Below are 15,363 nucleotides of genomic sequence, written 5' to 3'. Positions count from 1 at the left end.
CGTCTCCCGGGTGAGGGGGCGGGGCCGGTTCCCGCGAATATACGGCCCCGGCCGCCCGGACGCCGCGCGGCCGGGCGGACCGGGCGCGGGATCCGGCCGGAGAGGACCCCGCCCTCGCCTTCGGGGCGGGGTCCTCTCCGGCCGGGGGTCAGGCGTCGTCGAGTCCCGCCTCGATGGCGTAGCGCACGAGCTCCACCCGGTTGTGCAGCTGGAGCTTGCCCAGGGTGTTCTGGACGTGGTTCTGCACGGTGCGGTGCGAGATGACCAGACGCTCGGCGATCTGCTTGTACGAGAGCCCCTTGGCGACGAGCCGCAGGACCTCCGTCTCACGGTCGGTGAGCTGCGGGACCTTCGGCTGGTCCGGGGCGGCGGGGGCCGGGTCGGAGGCGAGCCTGCGGTACTCGCCGAGGACGAGTCCGGCGAGGCCCGGCGTGAAGACCGGGTCGCCCGCCGCGGTGGCGCGCACCGCGTCGGTCAGCTCCTGGGTGCTGGCCGACTTGAGCAGATAGCCGGTGGCACCGGACTTCACGGCCTCCAGCACGTCGGCGTGCTCCCCGCTGGCGGAGAGCACCAGGACGCGCAGGCCGGGCTGTGAACCGACGAGCTCCTTGCAGACCTGGACGCCGGGCATCCCCGGCAGATTGAGGTCGAGCACCAGGACGTCGGGGACCGCTGCGTGGGCGCGGCGGACGGCCCCCGGGCCGTCCCCGGCGGTCGCGACCACGTCGAACCCGGACTCGGTCAGGTCGCGGGCGACCGCGTCCCGCCACATCGGATGGTCGTCGACGACCATCACCCTGATCGCCCGTTCCTCGGACGCCTGTGTGTTCGGTGTACTCATCGGGCCGATCCTGCCTTCCCCCGTGAAACCTTCGGAACCTTCAACTCGACCTCGGTGCCCTGGCCGGGAACCGAGATCAGCTCTGCTGTGCCACCCAGGTCGCGGAGCCGTCCGCGGATCGACAGGGCGACTCCGAGCCGTCCTTCCCCCTCCGCCTGGATGAGCCTGCCCTCCGGGATGCCCGGGCCGTCGTCCCGGACGGTGACGACCACGTCGTCCGGCTCGTCCTCCACCAGGATCCACGCGTGGGCGTCCGGCCCCGCGTGGGCCCTGACGTTGTCCAGCGCGGCGCTCACCGCGGCGGCGAGCTCACGGGCCGCCTCCCCCGGGAGCAGCACCGGGGCGCCGGGCTCCGCGAAGGTGACCCTGGAGCCGGCGTGCGGGGCGAGCAGGGAACGCAGGTCGGACTCGGCGCTCTCCGCCTCGTCGGTGTCCACCGCGCGGACCACCGCTCCCTCGGCGCTGTCCTCGGAGACCCGGGTCGTCGGCACCAGGCCGCTGGAGACGAGGGTCCGCAGGGCGACCTCCTGTTCCCCGGCCATCCGGCCGAGCTCGGCGGCCTCGCCGCCCAGGGCCGTGCCGCGTCGCTGGACCATGGCCAGGACCTGGAGGACGCTGTCGTGGATGTCACGGGCGAGCCGCTCCCGCTCCCGGGTCGCGGCCTCGATCTCCAGGGCGCGGGCCAGGGTGCGTTCACTGGCGCGGGCCACCTCGACGACGTAGCCGATGGCGATGGAGGCGACCCAGACCAGCACGACGTTGTGGAAGGTGTCCCTGCTGGGCTCGCCCCGCTCGATGATGTTGGCGACGGCGACGAGGGTGGAGGCGAAGGCGGCCCAGCGCCAGCCGCCCTTGAGCGCGAAGGCGAGGACGGAGCCCGCGGTCCAGATCGACGGGAGGGTCGGGCCGTCCATGTGCTGGGCGTCGAAGTCGGCGAGCGGGGTCAGCAGGATCCCGGTCAGGGCGACCGTGAGGTCCAGGCCGAGGAAGCGCTTCGTGCAGTTCGCGGCGTTGGCCACCCGGGGCAGGGTGACGAGCGTCCAGAGGGCGAGGAAGGCCAGGAAGGCCAGGGCCACCCAGGGGCGCTCGTACTTCTCGCGGCCGAAGCCGGCGAGCAGTACGGCGTAGAGGAGTGTCAGCACGCGGTACGCGGTCAGCGCCCGCCACAGCGGCTGCTCGACCGACATCCGTACGACCCGTTCACGCCTGGCCATGTCCTCTGGGTCCCCTCCCCCGGTTTCCTCCCCCTGCCGTACGTCCCCGCGCCGCCCCCCTACGCGTCGGGCCTCTCCTGGCCCTTCTTCTTCGCGTCCTCGGCGATCTGCCGCTTGGCCGCGGTCGCGTAGACGTCCACGTACTCCTGGCCGGAGAGCTTCATGATCTCGTACATGACCTCGTCGGTCACCGAACGCAGGATGAAGCGGTCACCGTCCATGCCCTGGTAGCGGCTGAAGTCCAGCGGCTCGCCGATCCTGATGCCGGGCCGCATGAGTCTGGGCACCACCTGGCCGGGCGGCTGGATCTTCTCCGTGTCGATCATCGCCACGGGGATGACGGGTGCGCCCGTGGCGAGGGCCACCCGGGCCAGGCCGCCGGGCTTGCCCCGGTAGAGGCGTCCGTCGGGCGACCGGGTGCCCTCGGGGTAGATGCCGAAGAGGCCGCCGCTCTCGATCACCTGGATACCCGCCTTGATGGCGGCCTCCCCCGCACCGCGTCCGCCGGAGCGGTCCACCGGGAGCTGACCGACGCCCTTGAAGAACGCGGCGGTGAGCTTGCCCTTCACTCCGGGCGCGGTGAAGTACTCGGACTTGGCGATGAAGGTGACCTTGCGGTCGAGGACGGCAGGCAGGAAGAAGGAGTCGGAGAACGACAGATGGTTGCTCGCGAGGATCGCCGGCCCGTGTGCGGGGATGTTCTCCAGGCCCTCCACCCACGGTCTGAAGGCGAGCTTCAGGGAACCGCCGATGGAGAACTTCATTGCGCCGTAGATCAACTCTGGTGCCTCCTGTGTGCCGTGCGAATGACCTTAACCTGTGCCTCCGCGGCCTTCCCCGCCCGCTCCGGGCGGTATCCCTCACGGATGCCCCCTCGGGTGGCGGCTGCCCGGACCGTGACGGCCCTGGTCGGTGTCGGTCCGGTCGCGTACGGTGAAGTCATCCTTTGCACTCCCCCCGCACCCCCGTCCGCTTCATGAACAGGAGACCCCGGTGCCGGTCCTCCCTGGAGCCGAGCCGTTCCGCCACGAGGGCGGAGAGGTCGGCGTCCTCCTCTGTCACGGGTTCACGGGCTCGCCGCAGTCCCTGCGCCCCTGGGCCGACCGCCTGGCGGAGCGCGGACTGACCGTGTCCCTCCCGCTGCTGCCCGGACACGGCACGCGCTGGGAGGACATGGCGGTCACGGGCTGGCAGGACTGGTACGCCGAGGTGGACCGGGAGCTGCGGGCCCTGACGGCGCGGTGCGAGCAGGTCTTCGTCTTCGGCCTGTCCATGGGAGGGGCGCTGGCGCTGCGCCTCGCCGCGAAGCACGGTGACGAGATCGCGGGCCTGGTGCTGGTGAATCCGGCGAACAAGGTGCACGGCCTCTCCGCCTACGCCCTGCCGGTCGCCCGGCACGTGGTGCGTACGACGAAGGGGCTGACCAGCGACATCGCGCTGGCGGGTGCCGAGGAGGTCGGGTACGACCGGGTGCCGCTGCACGCCGCACACTCCGTGCGGGCCCTCTTCCGGCTGGTCGACGCCGATCTGCCCCAGGTCACCCAGCCGGTGGTGCTGCTGCACAGCCCGCAGGACCACGTCGTGCCGCCGGCCGACTCGGCACGGATCCTCAGCCGGATCTCGTCGACGGATGTCGAGGAGATCCTCCTGGAACAGAGCTACCACGTGGCGACGTTGGACCACGATGCGGAGCGGATCTTCGATGAGAGCTACCGGTTCATCGACCGCCTCGCGACCGACGCCGGAAGAAAGGGGAGCACGTCCGGTGGCTGAGCACGACGCGGAGCGCGCGGGCAGTGACGAGGAGCGCGAACCGCGCCCCACGGAGGGGACCGCTGTCCCCGAGGGTACGGAGGGGGCCCGGCCGCTCGACGAGGCCGCGGCCTGGGAGGCGATCGTGGCGGGCTACGGCGAGGAACCGCCGGACCCGCCGGGCGCCAAGCCCTTCAAGTCGATCGAGGATCTGGCGCTGCTGGAGGACGACCAGCTCAACGTCCTGGACCGGGGACCGGAGTCCGGCGCGGGCGACGACGCGGACAAGGGCGTGGACGGGAAGACCTCCGGCGCACCGCCGGAGAAGAAGCCGCTCGGCGGTTCGGTCGTCTTCGCCCCCGGTGTGGCCGGGCCGCGTGACTACGGCCTGGCGGAGCCGGGGGACGACGGCACCGAGGATCCGGACGACAGCGGGGAGGGGCATTTCGTCCCTCCGGAGCCGCCGCCGCTTCCGGAGGCCGACGTGACGGCGAAGTTCGCGTGGCTCGCGGTCGTCGGCGGCCCGGTGCTGATGCTGCTCGCGGTGCTGATGCAGTGGGAGATGACGTGGTGGCTGACCACGCTCTCCATCGGCGGCTTCCTCGGCGGCTTCGCCACCCTGGTGGCGCGCATGCCGCACGACGACGACGAGGAGGGCGACGACCCGGGACGCGGCGCGGTCGTCTGACGCGCGGGCGGCGGCCCCGGTCTCCGGCACCGCCCGGGCTCAGCTCCCGGCGGGCACCCTGAGGGCGGCCAGCACGGGCAGATGGTCCGTGGCCGCCCGCAGGTCCGCCCCGGTGACGCCGGGCAGGTCCGCGGGGACGCCGCAGCCGAGCACCTCGATGCCGCCGGTCGCGAACACCGCGTCGATCCGCTTGCGCGGTGAGCCGGGCGGGAAGGTGAGCTCTCCGCCCCAGGGCCGTACGGCGCGGCAGTCCTGGAGCCGCCCCGCCAGCTGCCGGAAGGCGCTCCCCTCCGGTACGTCGTTGAGGTCGCCGGCCACGACGGCGTGCGGGACGCCCATCGCGTCGATCCGGTCCAGCAGCAGTCCCGCCTGCGACCGGCGTTCCTCCCGCTGGAGGCTCAGGTGACAGCTCACGACACCGAGCCGCGCCCCGGCGATCCGCACGACCGCCGTGGCCAGGCCCCTGCGGTGCAGCCCCGGGGTGAGCGGCAGCAGGACGTCCTCGGTGCGTTCCACGGTGGCGCGCAGGGAGCAGAGCAGCAGGGGCCCGGCCGCCGTCGCCCCGCCGCTGAGCATCACCAGGTCCGTCATGGCGGCGAGCCGGGCCGCCGCCTTGCGCCAGCGAAAGAACCGGGGGGCTTCCTGCACGCACACCAGGTCGGGTGCGCAGGCGAGGACGACCCGGGCCAGCGCCTCGGTGTCGTCCTTCATCGAGCGGACGTTGTAGCTGAGCACCCGGATGACGGCTGAACCGTCCGGCTCGGTACGGGAGTCGGGCAGCGGCATCGGCGTCGTGACCATGGGAGGCACGATACGACGGACGCCCGCCGCTCCCCGGAGGGCGCGACGGGCGTCGGACGGAACGGGGTGGGATCAGCCCTGGCGTGCCAGGTCCGCGGCGCCCACCAGGCCTGCCTTGCCGCCCAGTTGGGCCGCCAGGACCTGGGCGTGCGGGCGCCACTCGCCACCGATCAGCCAGCGCCGGAACGACTTGCGGATCGGGTCGAGGACCAGTTCGCCCTCGTCCGAGACGCCGCCGCCGACGATGAACGCGGACGGGTCGAAGAGCGAGGCGAGGTCGGCCAGACCGGCTCCGGCCCAGCGGGCCAGCTCACGGAAGGAGTCGACGGCCACCGGGCAGCCCTGCCGGGCGGCCTGGCTGATGTGCTTGCCCTCGATGCCCTCCACGGAGCCGTCGCCGAGACCCAGCAGGATCTGGGCGTTCTCGGGGGTGGCGTTGGCCCGCTGCTTCGCGTAGCGCACGAGCGCCCGCCCGGAGGCGTACTGCTCCCAGCAGCCCTGGCTGCCGCAGCCGCAGAGCAGCCCGTCCGGGACCACCCGGATGTGACCGAATTCCGCCGCCACACCGAAGCGCCCGCGGCGCAGCTTGTTGCCGATGATGATGCCGCCGCCGAGGCCGGTGCCGAGCGTGATGCAGATGACGTCGTCGTGCCCCTGGCCGGCACCGAAGCGGTATTCGCCCCAGGCCGCCGCGTTGGCGTCGTTCTCGACGACGACGGGCAGGCCGACGCGCTGTTCGACCTTGTCCTTGAGCGGCTCGTGGCGCCAGTTGATGTTCGGGGCGAACAGCACGGTGGCACGCTTGTCGTCGACGTATCCGGCCGCGCCGATGCCTACGGCCTCGACGTCGTGTCCCTCGCTCGCCCCGGACACGGCGGAGCTGATCGCGTCCACGATGCCTTCGGCGGTCGGCGGGGTCGATACCTTGAACGTCGAGAGGATCCGGCCCTCTTCGTCGACCACTCCAGCCGCGATCTTCGTGCCGCCGATATCGACGCCGATGGTGAGTCCCATGAATCCCTCAGTTTCGGTCGAGCCCCGCTACGGCCAACCGTACCCGAGCCGGGGACGGGTACTTCCTGTCCCGGGTCAGTCCAGGTCGATGTGTTCGCTGCCGCCCGTGCCCTCGTCACGCGGATCCGAGGAGTCCTCGGCCGCCTTCTTCCCGGGTCCGGGGGTGTTTCCGGTGCCGCCCGAGGCGCCTCCGGCGCCCTCGGTGCCCCGGGTCCAGCGGTTCTCCTGGCCCTCGACCGCGGTGCGGTAGGCCGCGAGGAGCTCGTTCCCGGCGGCGGCGAGGTGGTCGAACACTTCCGGATTGCGCTCGATGACGGGCTCGACGGCGGACCTGGCCTGCCGGATCACCTGCTGGACGGTGCCCTGAGCGGCCATGCCGAGCAGCGGCGACTGCAGCGACGAGACCTTGTCGGCCACCGCGTCCATCAGTTTGCGCAGTTCTTCCGCGGCGGAACCCGGCTGCTGTCCGTACCGGGCGCGGCGTCGGGCCTTCTCCGCCTCGAGGTCCTCGGCGCAGGCCTCCGCCCACGCGTCGTCGTCGGCGGGACGATCGGTGGCTTCACTCATGGCGGGCTCCTGCGGCGCGGTTGTCAGCGTGACCGTACGGGCCACGTACTACCGACGTTACCCGAACGGTGGTACGCCGTTCACGGTGTCCGGGGCCAGAGCGCGGGGTCAGGTGTGAACCGGACACGCAGGACGCCGTCGGTCAGCGCGGCTCCGGAGACGGTGCAGCGGCGCAGGGCGGACTCCAGACGCACGATCCGGTGGAACGGCCCTGCCGTCAGGAGGAGTTCGTCGCCGCGCCGGACGAGCCTGAGGTCTTCCTTGGCGGCTCCGGGGAGCGGTAGGCACCAGGAGATGACACCGTCCTCGGCCGTCTCGGTCCACCAGGGGTCTCCGGCGTGTCCCGGTGTGCGGTCGTCGGGGGCGCAGTCCCCGGCGAGCAGGGAGAGGTCCTCGAGGGTGCGTGGTTCGCGGCCGAGGTGCGCGCTCTCCCGCACCGGGGTCCCGGGTGCCCACTCCTGGTGCCAGTGGTCCAGGCACTTCTCCTGCCGGGCGGCGAGATCGGCGAACCAGGGGTCGGCGGAGTGGCGGGGCAGGACCCGTGACGCCACGACGGAGTCGACGCGCAGTCCGTGCAGGGCCAGGGCGGTACGGGCGGAGCTCAGTGCCTCACCGGCGGCGTGCCCGGGTTCGGCGACGAGCCGCACGGTGGTCGCGGCGTCCTCGATCAGTGCCTGGACGGCGGCCAGTTCGGCGTCCTTGCGGGCGGCTGCCTCGTACAGCCACTGGGCGGGCATGGGGACGCCTGCGAGCTGGGCGAGCACCGGCCGGAGCGCCCGGGCGGCCTGGCGTTCCCTGGGCAGGAGGCGGCGGAGATAGCGGCGCAGCTGTCCGGGCAGGGCGAGGAGGGCGAGTGCGTCGGTGAGCGGGGGCAGGTCGACGACGAGGACCTCGCAGCCGTCCCCGGTCCGGCTGTCCTCGGCGGCCCGGCGCAGTGTGTGCAGGACGGCGAGCTGTGCGCTGCCCGGCAGTTCGGTGAGCTCCTCGCCGTCGAGCCGGTTGGCACCGAGCAGGTCGAGGACCCCGGAGGCCCGGTCCTGCAGTTCGAGGAGTTCGTCGCGGAAGTGCGCGGCGGAGTCGACGCGGACGGAGGTCAGCCGCTCGGTGTCCTCGGTGCCCGCGGGGAGGGCGGGCACCTCGTCGGCGGAGACCAGGAGGGTGCGGCGGCCGCTGCGGGCCGCCGCGAGCGCGGTCGCCGCGGCGACGGTGGTACGGCCTGCGCCGCCGGGGCCGGTGACGAGGACCGTACGCACGTGATCAGGCCTTCGGGACGGACTCGACGCGCTTCTTCAGCCCGGCGAGGGCCCGGTCGATGATGACCTTCTCGGCCTTGCGCTTGATCATGCCGAGCAGCGGGATCTTGACGTCGACGGCGAGCCGGTAGGTGACCTGCGTGCGGTCGCCGTCGCCGAGGGGCGCCAGGGCGTAACTGCCGTCGAGGGCACGGAGCATCTGCGACTTGACCAGGGTCCAGCCGACCTCGTACTCGCTGTTCCAGGTGTAGGACAGGACGTGGTCGTCCTTGATCGCGCCGGCGTCCAGGACGAGGCGGACCTGCTCGGCGCGGCCCTGGTCGTCGGTGGCCAGGATCTCGGCCTCCTTCACCTCGCCGGTCCATTCCGGATAGCGGGCGAAGTCGGCGATCACTCCCATGACGTCGGCCGGTGCCGCCTCGATCGTGATGCTCGAGCTGGTGTGTTCAGCCATCGCCGTGGCCCTCCAGTGCGGTGTACCGGTCGCGTTCGGCAGAGGCCTGCCACGTGCAGGCTATCGCGTGCCGGCGGTCCGCCCGCCCGCGCCCCGGCCCGGGGCCGGCCGCCGTGTCGGTCACCACTCCAGGGCCCAGGGGCGCCCGCTCGACGCGAAGTGGCCGACGTTCACGCATTCCGTGACGCCGATCCGCATCCGGCGCACCAGCGGCTGGTGGACGTGGCCGAAGAGCGCGTAGCGGGGGCGCGTCCGGCGGATGGCCTCCAGGAGCGCGCTGCTGCCGCGCTCGAAGCGCCGGGCCACGGTGTCGTAGGTGAGCTCCGGTACCTCCGGCGGAATGTGCGAGCACAGGACGTCCACCGGGCCGAGCGCCTCGACCTTCGCCGCGTACTCCTCGTCGCTGATCTCGTACGGGGTGTTCATCGGGGTCCTGAGGCCGCCCCCGACGAACCCGAAGACCCGGCCGCCGATCTCCGCACGCTCACCGTCCAGCACGGTCGTACCGGAATGGGCGTACTCGGGCCAGAGCGTGGGCACGTCGACGTTGCCGTAGGTGGCGTAAGTAGGGGTGGGCATCGCGGCGAACATCTCGGCGTACTGCTTGCGCACGGCGGACAGGATGGCCGCGTTGCGGTCCCGGCCGGCCCACAGCTCACGGCCGAAGGCGCGTGCCTCCTCGAAGCGGCGCGCGGTGCGCAGCTCGACGATGCGGTGGGCGTTGGCGACGCCGAAGAGGTCGGGGAAGATGCCGCGCGAGTGGTCGGCGTAGTCGAGGAAGAGGACCAGGTCCCCCAGACAGATCAGCGCGTCCGCGCCGTCCCCGGCGCGGGCCAGCGCCTCCGTGTTCCCGTGCACGTCGCTGACGACGTGCACGCGTGTCCGTCGGGTGGGGGTCGTGTGGTGATTCCGGGGTGTGCCGACTCGCATGAACCTCACCCTAGGTCCCGGCCCGCCGCTCTGGGTAGAGGCCGCCGGACCTGCGGTTACTTCCGGATAAGGACACGGGTGGACTAATGTGCGCCGAAGGACCGCGGATATGTGTGATGCATAAGACATCTGGCCCGAACCCCCTTTCCGGAACCGAGTACTGGTGGGTAACGTCCCGCCAGTCCAGTCGTGCTCACCCCACTGAGCATCTGCCAGTCTTGGACCGATCCGGTACGTCGCACAGAGCCGTGGAACCGGAGCCCGATGAGGAGCAGCAGTCTTGCGCGAGTTCAGCCTTCCGGCCCTGTACGAGGTCCCTGCGGACGGCAATCTGACGGATCTCATCCGCCGCAACGCCGCTCAGCATCCCGACGTCGCGGTGATGAGCCGGAAGGTGGCCGGAGTCTGGACGGACGTCACGGCGACCCGGTTCCTGGCTGAGGTCAAGGACACCGCCCGGGGCCTGATCGCCTCGGGGATCCAGCCCGGCGACCGCGTCGCCCTCATGTCCCGCACCCGCTTCGAGTGGATCCTGCTGGACTTCGCGATCTGGTGCGCGGGCGCCGTCACCGTGCCGGTGTACGAGACCAGCTCCGCCGAGCAGGTCCAGTGGATACTCGGCGATTCCGGCGCGGTCGCGGTCGTCGTGGAGAGTGGCGCCCACGCGGAGTCCGTCGCCTCCGTGCGGGACCGGCTCCCGGCCCTGGAACACGTCTGGGAGATCGACCGGGGTGCCGTCGGCGAGCTCGTGGCGGCGGGCGCCGGTGTGACGGACGAGACGCTGGACCTGCGCATGGTGAGCGCCAAGGCCGACGACCCCGCGACGATCGTCTACACCTCGGGCACGACCGGCCGCCCCAAGGGCTGCGTGCTGACCCACCGCAGCTTCTTCGCGGAGTGCGGCAACATCGTGGAGCGGCTCAAGCCCCTCTTCCGTACGGGCGAGTGTTCCGTCCTGCTCTTCCTCCCCACCGCCCACGTCTTCGGCCGGCTGGTCGAGGTCGCCTCGGTGATGGCCCCGATCAAGCTCGGCTGCGTGCCGGACATCAAGAACCTCACCGACGAACTGGCCTCGTTCCGGCCGACGCTGATCCTCGGTGTGCCGCGGGTGTTCGAGAAGGTCTACAACTCGGCGCGGGCCAAGGCGCAGGCCGACGGCAAGGGGAAGATCTTCGACCGGGCCGCCGACACGGCGATCGCCTACAGCCGTGCGCTGGGCACCCCGGAAGGCCCGTCGACGGGCCTGAGGATCAAGCACAAGGTCTTCGACAAGCTGGTGTTCGGCAAGCTGCGCGCGGTGCTCGGTGGCCGCGGCGAGTACGCGATCTCCGGCGGCGCCCCGCTGGGCGAGCGGCTCGGCCACTTCTTCCGCGGTATCGGCTTCACGGTGCTGGAGGGCTACGGCCTCACCGAGTCGTGCGCCGCCACGGCCTTCAACCCGTGGGACCGGCAGAAGATCGGTACGGTCGGCCAGCCGCTGCCGGGCTCGGTGGTGCGGATCGCCGACGACGGCGAGGTGCTGCTGCACGGTGAGCACCTGTTCACGGGTTACTGGAAGAACGAGGCGGCGACGGCCGAGGCGCTGGCCGACGCCTGGTTCCACACGGGCGACATCGGCACGCTCGACGAGGACGGCTATCTCGCGATCACCGGCCGCAAGAAGGAGATCATCGTCACGGCGGGCGGCAAGAACGTCGCCCCCGCGGTGATCGAGGACCGGATCCGCGCGCACGCCCTGGTCGCCGAGTGCATGGTGGTCGGCGACGGCCGTCCGTTCGTCGGCGCCCTGGTCACGCTCGACGAGGAGTTCCTCTCCCGCTGGGCCGAGGAGCACGGCAAGCCGGCCGGATCGACGGCGTTCTCGCTGCGCGAGGACCCCGAGCTGCTGGCCGAGGTGCAGCGGGCGGTGGACGACGGCAACGCGGCGGTGTCCAAGGCGGAGTCGGTCCGCAAGTTCCGTGTGCTGGGCGCGCAGTTCACCGAGGAGGCCGGTCACATCACGCCGTCGCTGAAGCTGAAGCGCAACGTCGTGGCGAAGGACTTCGCCGACGAGGTCGAGTCGATCTACCGCGGCTGATCCCGCGGAGCGCGCGTACGAGGAGGGCCCCGCACCGGTCGTGTCACCGGTGCGGGGCCCTCCTCGTACGCGCTCAGAGCAGTGTTCTCAGATGTTCCGCGAGCAGGTCCCAGCGCCACTTCTCCTCGACCCACTCCCTGCCCCGCTCCCCCATGCGCCGGCGCAGCCCGGGGTCCTGGAGCAGCGCGACGACGCGGTCGGCGGACTCCTCCGCGGAGCCGCCTCGGACCACCCACCCGGTCTCGCCGTCGAGTACGGCGTCCGGGGCCCCGCCCGAGTCGCCCGCGACGACGGGCAGCCCGGTCGCCGACGCCTCCAGGTAGACGATGCCGAGACCCTCGACGTCGAGTCCGCCGCGCCGGGTCCGGCAGGGCATGGCGAAGACGTCGCCCGCGCCGTAGTGCGCGGGCAGCTCCTCCCAGGGCACCGGCCCGGTGAAGCGTACGGAGTCCTGGACACCGGTCTCGGCCGCCAGCTTCTTCAGCTGCCCGGCGTAGGGTCCGCCGCCCACGACGAGCAGGACGGCGTCCGGCACCCGCGCCAGGATGGCGGGCATGGCCAGGATGAGGGTGTCCTGCCCCTTGCGCGGCACGAGCCGCGACACGCACACGACGACGGGCCGGTCCGTTAGCCCGAGCCGTGCCCTGACCCGGTCGCCGCCGGAGGCCGGGTGGAAGGTCTTCTCGTCGACCCCGGGCGGCAGCTGCACCATGCGGCCCGCGGCCTCCGGGGTGAGCGCCGCGGCGATCCTGGACCGGGTGTACTCGCCGAGGTAGGTGAGGGTGTCGGTGCCCTCGCCGATCCGGCGCAGCAACTGCCGGGACGCGGGCAGCTGGGCCCAGCCGGCCTCGTGGCCGTGTGTGGTGGCGACGATCCGGCGGGCACCGGCCCTGCGCAGCGCGGGCGCCATCAGGCCGAGGGGCGCGGCGGCCCCGAACCACACGGAGGCGCAGTCGTGCTCCCGCAGCAGCCGGACCGCCTGGCGGGTGACCCGCGGGGTGGGGAGCAGCATCGTCGTGCGGTCGCGCACGACGGTGAACGGCTGCTCGGCGTCGAAGGCCGCCGTGGCCTCGGCGCCCTCCGCGCCGCGCTTCCAGGTGGAGGCGTAGACGACGATCCGCTCGGGATCCATGCGCAGCGCCATGTTGTGCAGGAAGGCCTGGATACCGCCGGGGCGGGGCGGGAAGTCGTTCGTCACGATCAGCGTCTTGTCCATCGCCGCCGACAGTACCGGGCGGCCCGACGGCCCTGCCTGACGGCTCCCGCACAGCCGGGGGCTGCATCATGGCGGCATGACGGTCGGGACGGGTACGAGGGTCCGCGGGAGCCGGGGGCTGTGCCTCGCCGTGTGGGGGCTCAGCCGGGCGGTGCTGCTGCTCTGCGTCTTCAAGGTGTTCACGGTGCCCGGCCCGGACGTCACGAGCGATGTCTCGGTGATCTACCGGGGCTGGTACGAGGTTCTCCGCGCCGGTTCGTTCCCGCTGGACGACGTCACCTGGCAGTACCCGCCGGCGGCCGCGCTCGCCGTGCTCTCCCCGGATCTGCTGCCCTTCCTGGAGTACGCCTCCGCCTTCTTCGTTCTCGTACTGCTGTGTGACGCGCTGGTGTTCGGCCTTCTTCTGCACGCGGGAGGCCGCCCCGGCATGCGGGAGGCGGGCACGTGGCTCTGGGTGGTGGGCGTGCCGCTGCTCGGGCCGACCGTGTACGCCCGCTACGACCTGATGGTGACGGCCGTCGCGGTGACGGCCCTGCTCGCCGGTGTGCGCCACCCGCGGGTCCTCGGGGCGCTGGCCGCCTTCGGGACGCTGCTGAAGGTCTGGCCGGTCCTGCTGCTGGTGGGCACGGCCCGGGGCGGGGAGACGCGCCGTGCCTGGTCGTCGGCGGCCGTGACGGCCGCCGTGCTCGCCCTGGCCGCCGCCGTGGCGCTGCCCGGCGCCTTCGCCTTCCTGACGTTCCAGCGGGACCGGGGACTGGAGATCGAGTCGCTGGGGGCGCTGGTCTTCCACGTGGCGCGGCAGTTCGGCTGGGAGGGCCGGGTCGAGCTGCGCTACGGCTCGATGGAGTTCGCCGGGCCGCACGTGGCGCTGGTGAGCACGCTGGCCCTGGCGCTGAGCGTGCTCGCCTTCGGCTGGCTGCTGGTGTGGCGGCTGCGGGCCCGTACGTTCGCGGTGCACACCCCGGCGGACGCGGCGTTCACCGCGGTGCTGCTGTTCACCGTGACCAGCCGGGTCATCAGCCCCCAGTACCTGGTGTGGCCGCTCGGGCTCGCCGCGGTGTGCCTGGTGTTCCGGGGCGGCCGGATGGGCCGGCCGGCGGGTCTGGTCCTGGTGGCCACCGCCGTCACGCTGCTGGAGTTCCCGCTCGGTTTCGCGCACGTGGTGGCGAGCGACGCGGAGGGCGTGGCCCTGATGACCGTGCGCAACGGCCTGCTCGTCGCGGCGGCGCTGGACGCCGGCCGGCGGCTCTGGCGGGACACCGTGCCCCGGGTGCGGCGGGAGCCGGCGACGGGGATCAGCCGAGACGGTCGCGCAGATACTCCCGCCAGCGCGCCGTGAAGTCCTCGGGGGTGGTGCCGAGCACCGTGTGCATGGCCTGCTCCACGGCGCCTTCCCGCCGCGCTCGGCTCCCGACGGCCTCGTAGAAGGCGGTCAGCTCCTCCTCGCCCCAGTCCCGCGCGATCAGCTCGCAGGCCAGCCAGCCGCCCTCGTAGGCCCCGGCGAGCTTCGCCGCGTCCTCGCCGAAGCCGAAGTCCTCGTCGGCCGGGAGCTGCGCGGGCAGGTCACCGGCCCGGACCGCCTCGGTCAGTTCCGGTGCGATCTCGGGTGCGGTGCGGCTCTCCTCGCGGTAGGCGGTCCAGTCGGCGAAGCCTTCCGACAGCCAGACGGGAGTGGCGGCGGAGGTGTGCGCCCGGGTCGCCACATGGGTGGTCTCGTGGGTCAGGACGACCCGCTGCCCGAAGTCGCCGAGCATCCCGTACGCCTGCGGATTGACGATCACCCGGTCCGCGGGCGCCCGGCCGCCCCCGCCGACCTCACCGGTGGTGACGGCGGCTATGCCCCGGTAGCTGTCCGTGGGCGAGCCGAGGAGCCCCGCCATGTCCTCCACGGACGCGGGGACGAGGACCACGACCCGTTCCGTCCAGGGCCGCGGCCAGGAGCCCGTGACGACCGGGACGGCCCGGTCCGCCGTGTCCGCGATCCGGCGCAGTTCGGCGGTACGGCGGCCGACCCCGAGGACCAGGCTGTGCGTGCCCCGTACGACCTCGACGTCACCCTGCTGCCAGAGCTGCCCCGCGGCCCCTTCGGCGGCCCGGTCGGCGGCGACGTACCAGGTGCGGTCCTCGCCGCGGCGGACCAGCTCCACCGTCCGGGCGGAGGACATCGGGGCCCTGTCGTAGCCCTCGAACCGGTAGCGCAGCTCGACCTCGGCGGTGACCCGGTCCGCGGCCGCCTCCCGTACGTCCTTCACCTCGTACGCCCAGGACTCCAGCGGCACGTCGGCGAGGTTGCGCAGCTCGGTGCGCTGGGCGGCCCGGAAGGACGTGGCACGGGGGTCGAGGGCGGCCAGGTACGCGTCGGTGTCGTGCGCGAGGACGGCCGCGGCACGCCGGTCCAGGGTGGCGCCGACCTCCTCGGCGGTCCTGCCGGCGGGTGTGTCCGCGGGGGCGGCGCAGGCGGGCGCGAGCAGCAGGACGGTGAGCACGGCACCCGCCGCGCCCCGTCCGCGGGTGCCGCCCCGCCGCGCGTCCCGCGTCCGAACAGCCATGGGCCGA

Annotated in this window: 15 protein-coding genes; 4 read left to right on the top strand and 11 right to left on the bottom strand. The window is 72.7% G+C overall.

The window, feature by feature from the left end; genetic code table 11:
• Positions 1 to 148: 148 nt before the first annotated feature.
• From IA22_RS0104265 to IA22_RS0104255, 3 genes are read right to left on the bottom strand one after another with little or no spacing between them, the layout of a single operon-like run.
• Entirely contained in the window at positions 149 to 841 is a 693-nt protein-coding gene (locus IA22_RS0104265) for a response regulator (protein ID WP_014156710.1), read from the bottom strand.
• Positions 838 to 2,055, bottom strand: a complete 1,218-nt coding sequence (gene macS, locus IA22_RS0104260; protein ID WP_014156709.1) for a MacS family sensor histidine kinase — start codon at positions 2,053 to 2,055, stop codon at positions 838 to 840. The genes IA22_RS0104265 and macS overlap by 4 nt, the downstream gene beginning before the upstream one ends.
• 59 nt (positions 2,056 to 2,114) lie before the next feature.
• Entirely contained in the window at positions 2,115 to 2,834 is a 720-nt protein-coding gene (locus IA22_RS0104255; RefSeq protein WP_014156708.1) for a lysophospholipid acyltransferase family protein, read from the bottom strand.
• A gap of 214 nt (positions 2,835 to 3,048) precedes the next feature.
• Between IA22_RS0104255 and IA22_RS0104250 the strand changes: the two genes are divergently transcribed.
• Both IA22_RS0104250 and IA22_RS0104245 read left to right on the top strand, forming a co-directional pair.
• The gene (locus IA22_RS0104250; RefSeq protein WP_014156707.1) at positions 3,049 to 3,828 is read left to right on the top strand and encodes an alpha/beta hydrolase; all 780 of its coding nucleotides are present in this window, start codon (positions 3,049 to 3,051) and stop codon (positions 3,826 to 3,828) included.
• Complete coding sequence (locus IA22_RS0104245) at positions 3,821 to 4,495, top strand: ICP22 family protein (protein WP_014156706.1); 675 nt, start codon at positions 3,821 to 3,823, stop codon at positions 4,493 to 4,495. The genes IA22_RS0104250 and IA22_RS0104245 overlap by 8 nt, the downstream gene beginning before the upstream one ends.
• Before the next feature lie 39 nt (positions 4,496 to 4,534).
• Here the strand turns inward: IA22_RS0104245 and IA22_RS0104240 are convergent, their stop codons facing one another.
• From IA22_RS0104240 to IA22_RS0104215, 6 genes are all read right to left on the bottom strand, one after another.
• Positions 4,535 to 5,296 (bottom strand): endonuclease/exonuclease/phosphatase family protein, encoded by a 762-nt coding sequence (locus IA22_RS0104240; RefSeq protein ID WP_030122771.1) that lies wholly within the window; start codon positions 5,294 to 5,296, stop codon positions 4,535 to 4,537.
• Between the two features lie 72 nt (positions 5,297 to 5,368).
• Complete coding sequence (locus tag IA22_RS0104235) at positions 5,369 to 6,310, bottom strand: ROK family glucokinase (RefSeq protein WP_014156704.1); 942 nt, start codon at positions 6,308 to 6,310, stop codon at positions 5,369 to 5,371.
• Between the two features lie 75 nt (positions 6,311 to 6,385).
• Entirely contained in the window at positions 6,386 to 6,877 is a 492-nt protein-coding gene (locus IA22_RS0104230; RefSeq protein WP_015576852.1) for a DUF5304 domain-containing protein, read from the bottom strand.
• A gap of 80 nt (positions 6,878 to 6,957) precedes the next feature.
• Positions 6,958 to 8,130: an ArsA family ATPase gene (locus IA22_RS0104225; protein ID WP_030122770.1), complete on the bottom strand. Its 1,173-nt coding sequence runs from the start codon at positions 8,128 to 8,130 to the stop codon at positions 6,958 to 6,960.
• A 4-nt stretch (positions 8,131 to 8,134) separates the two neighbouring features.
• Positions 8,135 to 8,584, bottom strand: coding sequence for an SRPBCC family protein (locus tag IA22_RS0104220; protein ID WP_014156701.1), 450 nt, complete (start codon positions 8,582 to 8,584; stop codon positions 8,135 to 8,137).
• 120 nt (positions 8,585 to 8,704) lie between these two features.
• A complete protein-coding gene (locus tag IA22_RS0104215; RefSeq protein ID WP_014156700.1) occupies positions 8,705 to 9,514 on the bottom strand; it encodes a metallophosphoesterase family protein in 810 nt (269 codons plus the stop codon).
• A 280-nt stretch (positions 9,515 to 9,794) separates the two neighbouring features.
• On the opposite strand from IA22_RS0104215, the gene IA22_RS0104210 reads away from it, so the two are divergent.
• Positions 9,795 to 11,591, top strand: a complete 1,797-nt coding sequence (locus IA22_RS0104210; RefSeq protein ID WP_030122769.1) for an AMP-dependent synthetase/ligase — start codon at positions 9,795 to 9,797, stop codon at positions 11,589 to 11,591.
• Positions 11,592 to 11,664: 73 nt separating this feature from the next.
• Here IA22_RS0104210 and IA22_RS0104205 read toward each other — a convergent pair whose 3' ends face one another.
• Positions 11,665 to 12,807, bottom strand: coding sequence for a glycosyltransferase family 4 protein (locus IA22_RS0104205; protein WP_030122768.1), 1,143 nt, complete (start codon positions 12,805 to 12,807; stop codon positions 11,665 to 11,667).
• A gap of 76 nt (positions 12,808 to 12,883) precedes the next feature.
• Here IA22_RS0104205 and IA22_RS0104200 point away from each other — a divergent pair, with 76 nt between their 5' ends.
• On the top strand, positions 12,884 to 14,146 hold the full coding sequence (locus tag IA22_RS0104200; RefSeq protein ID WP_051694765.1) for a glycosyltransferase family 87 protein: 1,263 nt from the start codon (positions 12,884 to 12,886) through the stop codon (positions 14,144 to 14,146).
• Here the strand turns inward: IA22_RS0104200 and IA22_RS0104195 are convergent.
• Positions 14,103 to 15,356, bottom strand: coding sequence for a hypothetical protein (locus tag IA22_RS0104195; protein ID WP_030122766.1), 1,254 nt, complete (start codon positions 15,354 to 15,356; stop codon positions 14,103 to 14,105). The two genes, IA22_RS0104200 and IA22_RS0104195, sit on opposite strands and share 44 nt — an antisense overlap.
• Between the last annotated feature and the right edge of the window lie 7 nt (positions 15,357 to 15,363).

The sequence above is a fragment of the Kitasatospora papulosa genome (assembly GCF_000717245.1).
Lineage (GTDB): Bacteria > Actinomycetota > Actinomycetes > Streptomycetales > Streptomycetaceae > Streptomyces > Streptomyces papulosus.
Note: the sequence above shows the minus strand (reverse complement) of the source record. Positions and strands in the feature narration are given on the sequence as shown.

Bases quoted from the DNA above. Each gene is read 5' to 3' on its own strand.
- IA22_RS0104265 (WP_014156710.1), bottom strand. From the start codon at position 841: ATGAGTACACCGAACACACAGGCGTCCGAGGAACGGGCGATCAGGGTG.
- IA22_RS0104240 (WP_030122771.1), bottom strand. From the start codon at position 5,296: ATGGTCACGACGCCGATGCCGCTGCCCGACTCCCGTACCGAGCCGGAC.
- IA22_RS0104220 (WP_014156701.1), bottom strand. From the start codon at position 8,584: ATGGCTGAACACACCAGCTCGAGCATCACGATCGAGGCGGCACCGGCC.
- IA22_RS0104195 (WP_030122766.1), bottom strand. From the start codon at position 15,356: ATGGCTGTTCGGACGCGGGACGCGCGGCGGGGCGGCACCCGCGGACGG.
- IA22_RS0104235 (WP_014156704.1), bottom strand. From the start codon at position 6,310: ATGGGACTCACCATCGGCGTCGATATCGGCGGCACGAAGATCGCGGCT.
- IA22_RS0104205 (WP_030122768.1), bottom strand. From the start codon at position 12,807: ATGGACAAGACGCTGATCGTGACGAACGACTTCCCGCCCCGCCCCGGC.
- macS (WP_014156709.1), bottom strand. From the start codon at position 2,055: ATGGCCAGGCGTGAACGGGTCGTACGGATGTCGGTCGAGCAGCCGCTG.
- IA22_RS0104230 (WP_015576852.1), bottom strand. From the start codon at position 6,877: ATGAGTGAAGCCACCGATCGTCCCGCCGACGACGACGCGTGGGCGGAG.
- IA22_RS0104200 (WP_051694765.1), top strand. From the start codon at position 12,884: ATGACGGTCGGGACGGGTACGAGGGTCCGCGGGAGCCGGGGGCTGTGC.
- IA22_RS0104215 (WP_014156700.1), bottom strand. From the start codon at position 9,514: ATGCGAGTCGGCACACCCCGGAATCACCACACGACCCCCACCCGACGG.